Origin of the sequence: Polaromonas sp. JS666 (assembly GCF_000013865.1) — a bacterium.
Taxonomy (GTDB): domain Bacteria; phylum Pseudomonadota; class Gammaproteobacteria; order Burkholderiales; family Burkholderiaceae_C; genus Polaromonas.
The window spans coordinates 4,094,222-4,107,548 of sequence record NC_007948.1; the positions used below are offsets into that span (position 1 = coordinate 4,094,222).

At 59.8% G+C, this 13,327-nt stretch carries 14 protein-coding genes; 7 read left to right on the plus strand and 7 right to left on the minus strand.

Going from position 1 to position 13,327, the window contains the following annotated elements:
* The first annotated feature begins 37 nt into the window (after positions 1-37).
* Both BPRO_RS19475 and BPRO_RS19480 read left to right on the plus strand, forming a co-directional pair.
* Positions 38-766, plus strand: a complete 729-nt coding sequence (locus tag BPRO_RS19475) for a hypothetical protein (protein ID WP_011484785.1) — start codon at positions 38-40, stop codon at positions 764-766.
* A gap of 114 nt (positions 767-880) precedes the next feature.
* Positions 881-1,627 carry a hypothetical protein gene (locus BPRO_RS19480; protein WP_011484786.1) on the plus strand — a complete coding sequence of 249 codons (747 nt, stop codon included), beginning with the start codon at positions 881-883 and terminating at the stop codon, positions 1,625-1,627.
* Between the two features lie 137 nt (positions 1,628-1,764).
* Here BPRO_RS19480 and BPRO_RS19485 read toward each other — a convergent pair whose 3' ends face one another.
* The 6 genes from BPRO_RS19485 to BPRO_RS19510 all read right to left on the minus strand — a co-directional run bounded on the left by BPRO_RS19485 (position 1,765) and on the right by BPRO_RS19510 (position 8,713).
* On the minus strand, positions 1,765-2,502 hold the full coding sequence (locus tag BPRO_RS19485; protein WP_011484787.1) for an amino acid ABC transporter ATP-binding protein: 738 nt from the start codon (positions 2,500-2,502) through the stop codon (positions 1,765-1,767).
* 40 nt (positions 2,503-2,542) lie between these two features.
* Positions 2,543-3,211, minus strand: coding sequence for an amino acid ABC transporter permease (locus BPRO_RS19490; protein WP_011484788.1), 669 nt, complete (start codon positions 3,209-3,211; stop codon positions 2,543-2,545).
* A gap of 1 nt (position 3,212) precedes the next feature.
* Positions 3,213-3,935, minus strand: coding sequence for an amino acid ABC transporter permease (locus BPRO_RS19495; protein WP_011484789.1), 723 nt, complete (start codon positions 3,933-3,935; stop codon positions 3,213-3,215).
* 114 nt (positions 3,936-4,049) lie between these two features.
* Positions 4,050-4,946: an amino acid ABC transporter substrate-binding protein gene (locus BPRO_RS19500; RefSeq protein ID WP_011484790.1), complete on the minus strand. Its 897-nt coding sequence runs from the start codon at positions 4,944-4,946 to the stop codon at positions 4,050-4,052.
* Between the two features lie 556 nt (positions 4,947-5,502).
* Positions 5,503-6,465: a LysR substrate-binding domain-containing protein gene (locus BPRO_RS19505; protein ID WP_011484791.1), complete on the minus strand. Its 963-nt coding sequence runs from the start codon at positions 6,463-6,465 to the stop codon at positions 5,503-5,505.
* A 388-nt stretch (positions 6,466-6,853) separates the two neighbouring features.
* Complete coding sequence (locus BPRO_RS19510; RefSeq protein ID WP_011484792.1) at positions 6,854-8,713, minus strand: ABCB family ABC transporter ATP-binding protein/permease; 1,860 nt, start codon at positions 8,711-8,713, stop codon at positions 6,854-6,856.
* Between the two features lie 66 nt (positions 8,714-8,779).
* On the opposite strand from BPRO_RS19510, the gene BPRO_RS19515 reads away from it, so the two are divergent.
* Together BPRO_RS19515 and BPRO_RS19520 are read left to right on the plus strand one after the other, a co-directional pair.
* Complete coding sequence (locus BPRO_RS19515; RefSeq protein ID WP_011484793.1) at positions 8,780-9,256, plus strand: acyl-CoA thioesterase; 477 nt, start codon at positions 8,780-8,782, stop codon at positions 9,254-9,256.
* Between the two features lie 27 nt (positions 9,257-9,283).
* On the plus strand, positions 9,284-9,868 hold the full coding sequence (locus BPRO_RS19520; RefSeq protein WP_011484794.1) for a YdeI/OmpD-associated family protein: 585 nt from the start codon (positions 9,284-9,286) through the stop codon (positions 9,866-9,868).
* Positions 9,869-10,062: 194 nt separating this feature from the next.
* Here the strand turns inward: BPRO_RS19520 and BPRO_RS19525 are convergent, their stop codons facing one another.
* On the minus strand, positions 10,063-10,506 hold the full coding sequence (locus tag BPRO_RS19525; protein WP_011484795.1) for a hemerythrin domain-containing protein: 444 nt from the start codon (positions 10,504-10,506) through the stop codon (positions 10,063-10,065).
* Between the two features lie 197 nt (positions 10,507-10,703).
* Here BPRO_RS19525 and BPRO_RS19530 point away from each other — a divergent pair, with 197 nt between their 5' ends.
* The 3 genes from BPRO_RS19530 (at position 10,704) to BPRO_RS19540 (ending at position 13,095) form a co-directional block, all read left to right on the plus strand.
* The gene (locus BPRO_RS19530) at positions 10,704-11,660 is read left to right on the plus strand and encodes a complex I NDUFA9 subunit family protein (protein WP_011484796.1); all 957 of its coding nucleotides are present in this window, start codon (positions 10,704-10,706) and stop codon (positions 11,658-11,660) included.
* Positions 11,661-12,074: 414 nt separating this feature from the next.
* Positions 12,075-12,767: a glutathione S-transferase family protein gene (locus BPRO_RS19535; RefSeq protein WP_011484797.1), complete on the plus strand. Its 693-nt coding sequence runs from the start codon at positions 12,075-12,077 to the stop codon at positions 12,765-12,767.
* A gap of 22 nt (positions 12,768-12,789) precedes the next feature.
* A complete protein-coding gene (locus tag BPRO_RS19540; RefSeq protein WP_041388959.1) occupies positions 12,790-13,095 on the plus strand; it encodes an NIPSNAP family protein in 306 nt (101 codons plus the stop codon).
* The last annotated feature ends 232 nt before the right edge of the window (positions 13,096-13,327 follow it).

Genomic DNA, 13,327 nt, shown 5'->3' on the forward strand with positions numbered 1-13,327 from the left:
TCTTCGCGCGCCCCTGAACCATGTTAGGGTACATGCAATGACCGTCACGGAAAGCATCGACAAGTTCTGCGAGTACTTCGAACGCCAGTCTGCGGCAATTGGATGCGTCACGGTCTCAACGGCTAACGATGCTGACAGTAGCGCCGGAAGCGAATTTCGGTACAGGAAGGTTCTCTGTTTAACTGCGATTGACACACTAGCGGGGCTCAGATACCACAAGTCTGCCTACCCTCAGTTGTCCCGCCAGAATCGTGAGCGCTTCACTCGCTTCGTGAAGGAACATGGATCATGGCCAGAAGGAGAGCTTGTGAGCCTGCCCTTTCTCCGAGACGAACTGAAAACACTAAAACTCCTTCATCGCCCGCTCGGCCAACACGTGACCCAAAAGGTAGACGCACACTCTACGGACGACGGTGGATCATTGCTAGTCACTGAGATTGACGAACCTGCCGACGAACTGCTCGCGTTGGCTTCAACTGAGAAGGAAGAGGAAGCGATTCGCGATTATCAACACCGAGCCCTTCTTTATCGTTACCGCAACAGCCTAGTCCACGAGTCTCGCGAGCCCGGTATGGCCATGGAAGTATTTCCTACGTCTGGCGCGCCCTACTACCACGGCTATATTGGCGACCCGAATTGGTATCTTGCATATCCACCACCTCTCTTCACGCTTCTGCTTCAACGGGCCATTGCTAGTTTTCGTACGTATCTATCGACAAATTCTATCGACCCATATGCACTCGTCGAAGACCAAGCGCGCTGGTGACATGTGCCCTTTACAGGGACTCCCCGAGAAGTCAAGTAACGGTACTCAATTGATATTCCTAGGTGACGGGTTTCCTGCGCTGGCGTGAGGTGAAGCGGCGGAACCTACCCAATCATGACTGGGCAACCTATTCAGCGTTTTCTTAGCTACGGGGCCGAGCTTGCCGGGTTATCGGTCGGATATACCGCGGAGTTTTTTGAGACGGTTCCGCCCGGTGCGGGAGAGCTAATCGCACCGAGCGTCGCAATCGTTATCAAAGAGGTCACAGCTCGACTTCTCTCACCTCGTGAACGGATTCGTATCGATGCCGCGACAGATGTCGCCACCTACCGAATTAGCTCCAGACTGCTCGCTGGACATATATGTCGTTCTGATGGCTTCTTCGATAACATGGAGTATCGTGGCTCCCCCAGTCAAGAACTCTTAGAGGCCGTCCTGCTCAAGGCCCGCGATTCCTTCGAGGAGAAGAAGGTTCGCCATCTGGGGCTTTTTTACGCGAATCTCGTCTTTACCGACTACGTGTCGCCGCAAACTGCACACCTTTTACTCAAGCAGTTGGAGCGACTCAGCTACAGGCAGCTATGCCTTATTGCTCTCGTCGGGGCAAAGGAGTCTCTTGATACAGAACCGCTGCGCCGACCTAATCACAGCGATCCTGAACTCGAGGCACTAAAGCGCGAAGAGATGGATCTTCATTCAACGGATCTGGGAACGATTGGTCTTCTTTCGGGTACAGCATGGGTAGATCAGCTCAGTATGCTCGGAAAGGTAATGTACGACCTTGCCGGACTTGAAGAAGTCTCTGTGGCCGACAAAGCTGCTCTTGAGGAAACTATCGAATCACTAAAGCATTCGACGTGAACCACACTGTCCCAGCCACGCGCGGAACTGAAGACTACACGCAAAGTCGCGCCCTTTAGTGTCAACTTATTCAGGACGGGTCAACCACATGAAAAAAGCCCCGCGATGCGGGGCTTTTTGAACGCTGCGTAAGCTTTTCAGTGGGAAAGGATCTTGTTGAGGAAATCCTTGGTGCGCGCCTGGCGGTTTTCGGGGTGGGCGAAGAACTCGTCTTTGGAGCAGTCTTCCAGAATCTTGCCGCCCACATCCATGAAAATCACGCGGCTGCCCACCTTGCGGGCAAAACCCATCTCGTGCGTGACCACCATCATGGTCATGCCTTCGACGGCCAGGCCCATCATGCAGTCCAGCACCTCGCCGACCATTTCAGGGTCGAGCGCCGAGGTCGGTTCGTCGAACAGCATGGCAATCGGGTCCATGCTCAGCGCGCGGGCAATCGCCACACGTTGTTGCTGCCCGCCCGACAGCTGGCCCGGGAACTTGTCCTTGTGCGCCATCAGGCCCACGCGGTCCAGGTATTTCAAGCCATGCGCCGTCGCATCGGTCTGGTTGCGGCCCAGCACCTTGATCTGGGCCAAGGTCAGGTTTTCCGTCACGCTCAGGTGGGGAAACAGCTCGAAATTCTGAAACACCATGCCGACTCTAGAGCGCAGCTTGGGCAAGTCGGTCTTGGGATCATGCACCGCCTGGCCATCGACAAAAATCTGGCCCTTTTGAAAAGGTTCGAGTGCGTTGATGACTTTGATCAGCGTCGATTTGCCCGAGCCGGACGGACCGCAGACCACGACCACTTCGCCTTTTTTGATGCTGGTGCTGCAGTTGTTGAGCACCTGCACGGCACCGTACCATTTGGAAACTTCTTTGAGTTGAATCATCTTATTCTCCGGGGAGCCTTAACAAACTGTTATCGAACTGCTATCGAACAATGGCAATCTTGTTTTGCAGCTGCTTGACGACATACGACAAGCCAAAACACATCACGAAATAAACCACGGCGGCCAGCAGGTAGGCCTCTTCGGGCCTGCCGTAAATCTTGCCGGCGGTTGTCAGGCCTTTGAGCAAATCATAGGCACCGATGGCGTAAACCAGCGAGGTGTCCTGAAACAAGATGATGGTCTGCGTCAGCAAAATCGGCACCATGTTGCGAAAGGCCTGCGGCAGCACCACCAGGCGCATGTTCTGGCCGTAGGTCATGCCCAGCGCCTGGCCGGCGTGGACCTGGCCGCGCGAAATGGACTGGATGCCGGCCCGCATGATCTCGCTGAAATAAGCCGCTTCAAACGCAACGAAGGTGATGATGGCCGAGAGCTCGGCCCCGATCGGCCGCCCTATCAGCGTGGGCACCAGCAGGTAAAACCACAGGATCACCATCACCAGCGGTACGGAGCGCATGCCGTTGACGTAAAAGGTGGCCGGAAGCATCAGGAATTTGCGGCCGGACAGACGCATCAGCGCCAAAATGGTGCCGAAAATAATGCCGCCCAGGGTGGCGATCGCCGTCAGCTGGATGCTGAAGATGAAACCGTTCTTGACGAACCTGGAAATGATGTCCCAGTTCAGGAAACTCAGGTCGAGTCCAAGCATGTCAGTGTCCTCCACCTGCGGTGCCGGCCACGATGTAGCCCGGAATCTGCACTTTCTTTTCAATGAAAGCCATGATCCGGTTGACGGTAAAGGCCGACACGGCGTACAGCGCCGTCACGGCCAGATAAATCTCGACGCCCCGTGACGTTTCCTCCTGCGCCTGCATCGCAAACATCGTCAGCTCGGCAATCGACACGGCAAAAGCCACCGACGAGTTTTTCAGCAGGTTCATCGACTCGCTGGTCAGCGGCGGGATGATGATGCGAATCGCCATCGGCAAAATCACATAGCGGTAGGTCTGGGCCGTCGTGAAACCCATGGCCATGCCGGCGTAGCGCTGGCCTCGCGGCAGCGCCTGGACACCGGCCCTGACTTGCTCGGCAATGCGTGCCGAGGTGAAAAACCCCAGCGCAAACACGACCAGCACAAAGCCTGGCAGGTCTCTCATCGCCGGAAACATCTTGGGTATGACGAAATACCAGATGAAAATTTGAACCAGCAACGGAACGTTGCGAAAGACTTCAACCCAGACATTGGCCAGCCGGACCAGCCAGGGGCTGTTGGGCAGGGTTCTGAGCGTGCCCATGATGCCGCCCATCACGATGGCAACGACCCAGGAACAGCCAGCGACGGACAGCGTCCAGCCCCAGGCGTCCATCATCCACTGCAGGTAAGTGCGCCCGCTCCCATCGTCATTCAAAAATACTTGCCAATCCCAGGTCATGGTGACTCCGCCAAAAATAAGTTTTGTTTTTATCGCGTTGTTTTACTCTGGAGCAAACAACAAACCCCGCCAGAAAAGTCGCAGGCGGGGTTGGTTTTAACTCAACTGCCAGAATTACTTTTTGGCGTAATCTTCCATGGGCTTGTCGTTAGGCGTTGCCCAAGCAGCCTTGGTGCTGTCGCTGGCTGGCAACCCAACGCGTACATTTTTCGGTGGAACAGGTTGCATGAGCCACTTGTCATATATTTTTGCCAGCTCGCCGGACTTGATCAGGTCCTTGATGGTGTCATCCGACAATTTTTTGAACGCCGGGTCATCTTTGCGCATCATGATGGCAATCGGCTCAACGCTCAGTACTTCACCGACGATCTTGAAGCCGGCGGGGTTCTTGGAGTTGGCGATGTTGCTGGCCAGGATGGAGCCATCCATGACAAATGCATCGGCACGGCCGGACTCCAGCAGCAGAAAGCTGTCGGAGTGGTCTTTGCCGAAGACTTCCTTGAAGTCAATGCCGGTGGCGCGCTCGTTTTTGCGCAAGGTCTGGACGGAGGTGGTGCCGGTGGTGGTGGCCACGCTTTTGCCATTGAGCTGGGCGATAGACGTAATGCCTGAGTCGGCTTTCACCGCAATGCGAACCTCTTCAACAAAGGTGGTCACAGCAAACGCAACATCTTTTTGGCGCGTCGCATTATTGGTGGTGGAGCCGCACTCAATATCGACCGTGCCGTTTTGCACCAGGGGAATGCGGTTTTGCGATGTCACCGGCAGGTATTTCACTTCCAGTTTCTTGCCTACCGTTTTTTCGAGTCTGGCCAGAATGCGCTGACACACGTCAACGTGGTAACCGGCGTACTTGCCGTCACCGAGGGTAAAGGAAAGACCGGACGAGTCGCGCACCCCCATGGTCACCACGCCTGAGGCCTTGACCTTGGCGATGGTGTCGTTCGCCTGGGCGATGGCACCGCCGGTTGCGAGCAAGGCGATGGACAGAGCGGCTAGTTTGAGTTTCATGGAATCTCCTGTGTTGAAATGAAACGGTGAGTAGATACTATTTTAGAGAGCTGGATACAAGGCCATGCCTAGGTTTACCCGGCTCTCGCAGCGGCTCAGGCGGGACGGACACAGGGGACCGTGCCTGAAAATACTGCCTTGAAAACCGCGGTACCAACGACGATTTCCCGGGCTTCCAAAATGGTGCATGTATAAAAATCCAGCGCTATCAATTTCATATGTAAGCAGTCTTTGTGCCACACCTTAGCCGGGCGTCCCTGATTTTTCAACCCGGGCGTGCAACGAGCGTCGAGGTGCGGAGCGGCAGCGGGCAACCCGCAGGACGGCCAGCCTCCAGACATCCTCATGCCACCAGGCGGCGCTGCATCCCGTTGGAAACCGGATGTTCCAGCGGGGTCCGGGATGCAGGGGCAGCAGAGCTTGGGAATTCGGTCATGGTCAAAATTCGAAGGTGACGCACTGTAAGTTTGCGGGTGCAAAAACACCAATGCTGTTTGAGTGGACAACTATGCATTTTATTTATAACCACTAAGGGTTGCTACCTAGTCCACCCAGGCTATCGGGTCGGCGGCTGGATTCCGCCCCGGCCCGCCGCCTTGTCCCGGGGGCCGGTTGAGGTCTGCAAATAGGTCCACAGGGCCTGTGCATGGCTTTTGGCCGCCTCTTTGGATGTGGGCCGTGCGCGGTAGACGCGGACGTCCATGGTCATCTCCAGGTTACCGCCCGCGCTGACCAGCTTTTTGGCCCGGAGTTCTTTCCTGACGGCACTGAGCGGCAAAAATGCGATGCCATGCCCCTCGAGCGCCATGGCCTTCAGGCCCTCGGCCATGTCGGTTTCATACACCCGGTCCAGGTGAATCGCGGTACTGGACTGCTTGAGGATCAGGTCGACCACCCGCCCCAGATAGGCGCCGGGCGCGTAGCCCAGGTAGGGCAAAGGCTGCCCGGCCCGCCCCGGCAGGCTGAACTCGGGCTCGCCGGCGGCATTGGCCTTCACAAACGGCGCGAGCACTTCCTGGCCCAGCGTCACCATTTCATAGCGCTCGGGGTCCAGCTGGAAAGGCTGGGAGTCATGGTGGTAGGCGATCAGCAGGTCGCAACTGCCCTCCACCAGCCGCAACACCGCGTCATGCACGTTGAGCGCGATCAGCCGGCTCTTGATCGGCCCGAACTTCTCGCGCAGGCTGCTGACCCACGCCGGGAAGAAGGTAAAGGCCAGCGTATGCGGCACAGCGAACTCGATGACATCCTGCCCGGCCGAGGTATGGCCGCGCAGCATGGCGCGGGTGGACTGCAGACCCTGCAGCATTTCCAGCGACTGGCTGTACAGCGTCTCGCCGGCCGGCGTCAGGCGCGTGGGATAGGAGCTTCTGTCAACCAGGTCGGTGCCGGCCCAGGCTTCGAGCGCCTGGATGCGCCGCGAAAAGGCCGGCTGGGTCACATGACGCAGTTGGGCCGAGCGGCTGAAACTGCGGGTTTCAGCAAGACTGACGAAATCTTCCAGCCATTTGGTTTCCATAGACCTAGCGACCGCAGTTGGACGCGCCCGAGTGGGCCGTCATGGTGTGCGCTGGCAAGGCGCGACGAGGCAGCAGGCACTTGCCTGCAAGGAGAAGCAACGCTGCCAGCGTGCGCCAGGACGGCTCAATCGGGCGTGTAGCGCTCTCAACCAAACGGCGAGGTTGTTCAAAGTCACTGGTGTGGTTGCTCATGCAAGCTCCAAAAGGCGATCAAGCGGTCAACTACGGCCGCTAGGTCCTTGGATTATGCGAGCCCGGCCGGCACCCGGCGCTACGGGGATTCCCATGGGCCCCGGCGCCCGGAGGGGTGGCGGGGTCTTGCGGATATGCAGTCAGCTATCAATTAAATAGCAAATTTCCGCCGCCACATGCCTATGAATTGCCGATTTACGCGTAAGCCTCTGAGGAATTCTGCTGCAGCGCCCACATGCGCGCATAGGCGCCTTCCATCTCGAGCAACTGCGCGTGCGTGCCGCGCTCCACAATGCGCCCGTTGTCCATCACCAGAATCTCGTGCGCCTCTACGACGGTGGAAAGCCGGTGCGCTATGACCAGCGTGGTCTTGTTCTGCGCGGCGGTGCGCAGCTCGGCCTGGATGGCGCGCTCGTTGGCCGAGTCCAGCGCCGAGGTGGCCTCGTCAAAAATCATCACTGGCGGATTTTTCAGCAGCGTGCGGGCGATCGCCACGCGCTGCTTTTCGCCGCCCGACAGCTTGAGCCCGCGCTCGCCCACCATGGTCTTGTAGCCCAGCGGCGTGGAGGCAATGAAGTCGTGGATGCGCGCCGCGCGGGCCGCCTCCTCCACCTCGGCGTGGCTGGCGCCCGGCTTGCCGTAGGCAATGTTGTATTCCACCGTGTCGTTGAAGAGTACCGTGTCCTGCGGCACGATGCCGATGGCCTGGCGCACGCTGGCCTGGGTGACGTGCCGGATGTCCTGCCCGGCAATGGTGATGCGGCCGCCCTCGTGCGGGTTGCTCACGTCATAGAAGCGAAACAGCAGGCGTGCCAGCGTCGATTTGCCGGCGCCCGAGGAGCCCACCACGGCCACCGTTTTACCTGGTGGTATGTCAAAACTGACCCTGTGCAGGATGGGCCGGGCCGGCTCATAGGCAAAACTGACATGTTCAAAACGCACGGCCGGCGGGCCATCGATGCAGATCGGCTGCGCTGAGGGCTCGTCGGCGATTTCCCGCTCCCGCTCCATCAGCGTGAACATCTTGTCCAGGTCGGTCAGGCTCTGCTTGATCTCACGGTAGATCACGCCCAGGAAGCCAAGCGGAATGTACAGCTGGATCATGAAGGCATTGACCATCACCAGGTCACCCAGCGTCATGCGGCCATCGACCACGCCCTGCGTGGCGCGCCACAGCATGGCCATCAGCCCGATCGCAATGATCAGCTGCTGCCCGGTATTGAGCAGGCTCAGGGTATTCTGGCTCTTGATGGCAGCCTTGCGGTAGCGCTTGAGGTTCTCGTCGTAGCGCTGCGCTTCAAACTCCTCATTGTTGAAGTACTTGACGGTTTCGTAGTTCAGCAGCGAGTCGATGGCGCGGCTGTGGGCCGACGAGTCCAGCTCGTTCATGGTCTTGCGGAACTGCGTGCGCCAGTTGGTCACCGTGACCGTGAAGAAGATGTAGAACACCAGCGCAATGCCGGTGATGGCGGCAAACCAGACGTCAAACTTGACAGCCAGCAGGGTCAGCACCAGCGTGACCTCGATCAGCGTCGGGATGATGCTGTACAGCGAGTAGGAGATGAGCGAATGCACGCCACGCGTGCCGCGCTCGATGTCGCGCGTCATGCCGCCGGTCTGGCGCTCGAGGTGAAAACGCAGGCTCAGCGCATGCAGGTGCCGGAACACTTCCAGCGAAATGCGCCGGGCCGCGCCTTCCGTGGCCTTGGCAAAGACCAGCTCGCGCAGTTCGGTGAACAGGGTGGTCGACAGGCGAAGCAGGCCATAGGCCAGCAGCAGCGCCGCCGGCACCACCAGCACAGCCTGCACATCGCCGGGCTTGAAGCTCATGGTGTCCACCAGGTTTTTCAGCAGCAGCGGCACGCCCACGTTGGCGAGCTTGGCGCCCACCATGAAGCTCAGGGCCGCCACGACGCGCCACTTGTACTCCCACAAATACGGGAAAAGCCGCTTCAGCGTCCCCAGGTCCGAACGCCCCGCAGCCGCCCCCGTCGGGGAGCCGGCCGCAGCAGGCAGGTGAAGGGAAGAATCGGCAGTGGAAGCTCGGGAGCGCATGAGTGACAATCGTGACAAGAGCCTACCGGCTCCTGGTTGTTTAAATTCCTACTCAAGATTGTGCCTATGTCTTTCGAATCAAGCGCCAGCCCGGGTATCCACGCCAAAGCCGCCGCTGCGGCGGTCGCTGAGGCCGCCGAGGCTGCAGATGCCCTCAGCGTCCAGTTGCCCACCGACAAGGAGCTGGTTCTCAAGGTGATTCCAATGCCGGCCGACTGCAACGCCAATGGCGACATTTTTGGCGGCTGGGTCATGGCCCAGGTCGACCTGGCGGGCTCGGTGGTGCCGGCCCGCCACGCAGGCGGCCGCTTGGCGACCGTGGCCGTCAACCAGTTCATCTTCAAGCAGCCGGTCAGGGTGGGCGACATCCTCTCCTTTTTTGCCAGCCTCACCCGCATTGGCACGACCTCGATCACGGTGCAGGTCGAGGTGTATGCCGAGCGCTTTCGCGCACAGGGCCGCTACATCAAGGTCACCGAGGCCAGCCTGACCTATGTGGCGATCGACGATTTCGGCAAGCCGCGCAAGATTGCCAGCACCTGACCTCCTGCCCACGCAAAAAATGACACCATGACCCAAGCTGTCGGGGCCATGGCGGTCCTCGCCTGCCGGAACAGGAAATGCTGGACGAACTGGCTGGCCAGACACCACGCCAGCAGCCCGGGTGTCTGGCTGCAGATCGCCAAGAAGGATTCGGGCCTGGCGTCCATCTCCCACGCCGAAGCGCTGGAAGCGGCCTTGTGCCAGGGCTGGATAGACGGCCAGCGCAAAAGCCTGGACGCGCAATACTTCCTGCAGAAATTCACGCCGCGCCGGACCAGGAGCATCTGGTCCAAAATCAACCGTGAGAAGGCATTGGCGCTGCTGGCTGCCGGGCACATGCAAGCCGCCGGCCTGGCCGAGATCGAACGCGCCAAGGCCGATGGCCGCTGGGATGCGGCCTACGACGGGCAGGCAAAGGTGACCGTCCCTGAAGACCTGGCGGCCCTGCTGGCCAGGGAGCCCCAGGCGAAAGCCTTTTTTGAATCCCTCGACTCACGCAACCGCTACGCCATCCTGTTTCGGCTCCAGACGGCGAAAAAGCAGGAGACCCGGGAGCGTCGCCTCCTGCAATTCACAGGGATGCTGAGCCGCGGAGAGAAAATTTATCCCTGAACGGGGCCCACGCCGGCCTGCAGCGAAGGCCTCAGAGGCTGAGAGTTTTTCGAAGCGACGGCATTTCCTCCCTCGCCCCTTTGGGGAGAGGGTTGGGGTGAGGGGCTGTGCTCCAGTGTTGTGGCCACTCGCCGGCCCTCACCCCCGCCCTCTCCCAGAGGGAGAGGGAGTGAAATCGAAAAACTCTCACTCTCTCAGCCCCCGACACGCTGGGAGACGAACTCACCCTCGTAGCCTTTGGCCAGCGACAGCTTCTCGGCCTCGGTGAGCACCTTGCCCGCCAGCTGGAAGATGCCCTGCTCCTCGTCCTCCAGGTGGTGATAGATCTTGTGGTGCAGCTCTTTCGCCGTGGCCAGCCAGCCCGGTGACGTGAAATCCGTTGCTTCCAGCTGCTCCACCAGCTTGTCCATCTGGTGATGCTCCGCAATACCGTGGCGCGACGGCTCCTGTGTCATGTCGTGGGCAATCAGCGGCACATAGAAAAAGCGCTCCTCGGCGGCCGCGTGGGCCGCCAGCTCCAGTTTGAGCCCCTTGAAGAGACTGTGCCTTTCCGGGCTATCGCCCTCGGTCCTGATCAGGTGGTCCGCCAGGGCGCGCTGGGTTTCATGGCTGATGCGCAGTGCTTCGAAGATATTCATCCGGCAATTGTCCGGACCCTGCCTGCCCGCGCGTGTAGGCAAATGGCGGGTTCTGCCTACAGAGGATTCGACGCCAGCACGCAAATCAGCTATTAATTTAATAGCTTAACTCCTCGAAAAAACGGTGTCAAAACCGTTTTTACGATAAAAATCATTTTTTTAAAGCAAAGTTGCCCAAACGCGCTAAATTAAGGTCCATGAAACAAGTTCTCATCCTCGGCGGCACCGGTTTTGTGGGCCGCCATGTCTGCGAGAAACTGGCCCAACTGCAATGCCGCGTGACCGTGGCGACACGCCGGCTTGACAACGCCCGTCACCTCCAGACGCTGCCAATGCTCGACGTGATCGAAATCGATGTGCATGACAGCGCAGCCCTGACATCCCTGCTGGCCGGGCATGACGCGGTGGTGAACCTGATCGCCATCCTGCACGGCACGGAGGCCGCGTTTGAAAAGGCCCATGTGCAGTTGCCGCTGGCACTGGTGCGGGCCTGCGAGGCCGCTGGGTTACGGCGCATTGTTCACATCAGCGCGCTCGGCGCTTCTGTCAGCTCGGCATCGATGTACCAGCGCAGCAAGGCACGTGGCGAGGCGGTCCTGCTCAGCGCCGGGCTGGATGTGACGCTGCTTCGCCCCAGCGTGATCTTTGGTGCCGAGGACAAATTCCTCAACACCTTTGCCCGGCTGCAACAGCTGTTTCCGGTGGTCCCCCTGGCCGCCAGCCAGGCGCGCTTCCAGCCGGTCTGGGTGGAAGACGTCGCCAGCGCCGTGGTGCACTGCCTGCAGGACAGCAGCTCGATTGGCCAGGTCTACGAAGCCTGCGGGCCCGACGTGTTCACGCTGCGGCAACTGGTGGAGCTGGCGGGCCGCTATGCCGGCGTCAATGGCGGAAAGGGCCGGCCGGTCATCGCACTGCCGGCACCGCTGGGGCGCCTGCAGGCGCGCCTGATGGAATTGCTGCCCGGCGAGCCCCTGCTCAGCCGCGACAACCTGGACGCCATGCAAACCGACAATGTGGCCAGCGGCAAGCTGCCCGGTCTGAAGGCGCTGGGCATCACGCCCGCCGCCCTGGGCGCCATTGCCCCGTCTTACCTTGGCGCGCAGGGCCTGCGCAGCGGCCTGACGGCCAAGCGCAAGACGGCCGGGCGGTTCTGAGGCCCCCACGGTCGCTCACTGCGTGTAGCTCCCGAGGCCTTGCAGGCCGCGGCTCGCGAGACGCTTCGCCTCTGTCGCCTGTCCAAAGCTGCTCAAGCAGCTTTGGAGCCGCAGGCTCCAGCCCCTCGGGGGCCGCTGCGCCTGCGGTCTGGCAAAGCCAGTCCCGCGGCCCCTGCTGGAATCTCTTGGCCCCCACGCTCCCCACTGCGTGTGGTTCGCTGCCCCCCGAGGGGGCGCTGCGCCTGCGGCCCCTGCTGGCTGGAGAGCCACCGCTTCTGGCTATTGCCCCCCACGCTTGCTCGCTGCGTGCAGCATCAATCCGGCGATTTTTTTGCATCAATGGTGCGCTGGCGTACCTGTAGCATCGCCTGTCGTTTCATTGTGACCTTCATCGTCAGCAGATCGGGAATTTCCATGCTCAAGCTCTATATCGGCAACAAAAACTATTCCTCCTGGTCCATGCGGCCCTGGGTACTGCTCAGGCAGGCCGGCATTCCTTTTGAAGAAGTCAAGCTGCGATTTGATTCGTTTGACGCCGGTTCGGGCTTCAAGCAAAAGATCGGCAGCGTGAGCCCGGTGGGCAAGGTGCCGGCGCTGGACGACGATGGGTTTGTGGTGTGGGACAGCCTGGCGATCGCCGAATACCTGGCCGAGCGCTTCCCCGACAAAGCGCTCTGGCCCCAAAGCCTGCAGGCTCGCGCCCGGGCGCGCAGCGTCTGCGCCGAAATGCACAGCGGCTTTGGCGCCCTGCGCTCGGCCTGCCCCATGAACATCGAGGCCGACTTGCGGGAAGTGGGTCAGTTGATCTGGCGCGACAAGCCCGCCGTGCGCGCTGACGTGCAGCGCCTCATCGCCATGTGGAGCGAGCTGCTGGCGCAGCATAAAAACGTTCAGGAGCCCATGCTTTTTGGTGAGTTCAGCATCGCCGATGCGTTCTTCGCCCCAGTCTGCATGCGCCTGAAAAGCTACGCCCTGCCTGTTCCTGCTGAGATCGCAGCCTACATCCAGCGCCTGAGCGCCTTGCCTGGCGTGAAAGCCTGGACCGACGACGCGCTGACTGAAAACGATTTCCGCGATTTTGAAGAACCGTACCGGATCAAACGCTGATCCACAGAAAGCAAGCCTCCTCATGGTCACCATTTACCTGCGCTACGTACTCGATGCCACCAAGCTCAAGGAATTTGAGCACTACGGCAAACTGTGGATTCCGCTGGTCGAAAAATTCGGCGGCAAACACCACGGCTATTTCATGCCCAGCGAAGGGGCCAACAACATCGCGCTGGCGCTATTTACCTTTGACAGCCTGGCCGCCTACGAAAGCTATCGCCAGCGCTCCTTTGAAGATGCGGACTGCCAGGCCGCCTTCAAATATGCAGCAGCCACCGGCTGCATCATCAGTTACGAACGCAGCTTTTTCCGCCCCGTGTTTTCCTGACCCCGGAATACCCGCAGGAGCGAAGGGTGCACCCAGAAATCCGGTTGCCGGGATGCAGGGCAAAGCGCCAAGCCGCAGCGAAGGCTGGACGCCTTCGCAAGGGTTGCAACGCCGCCATGGGTGCGAAGACACGCTTTCATGTTTCGATATTTTCGGGTTGAAGTACCAAGCCCCGATCCTGTCTGATTGCGCAGTCCCGATTTATGGCCTAGCATGAATCGTCCCGTCAACA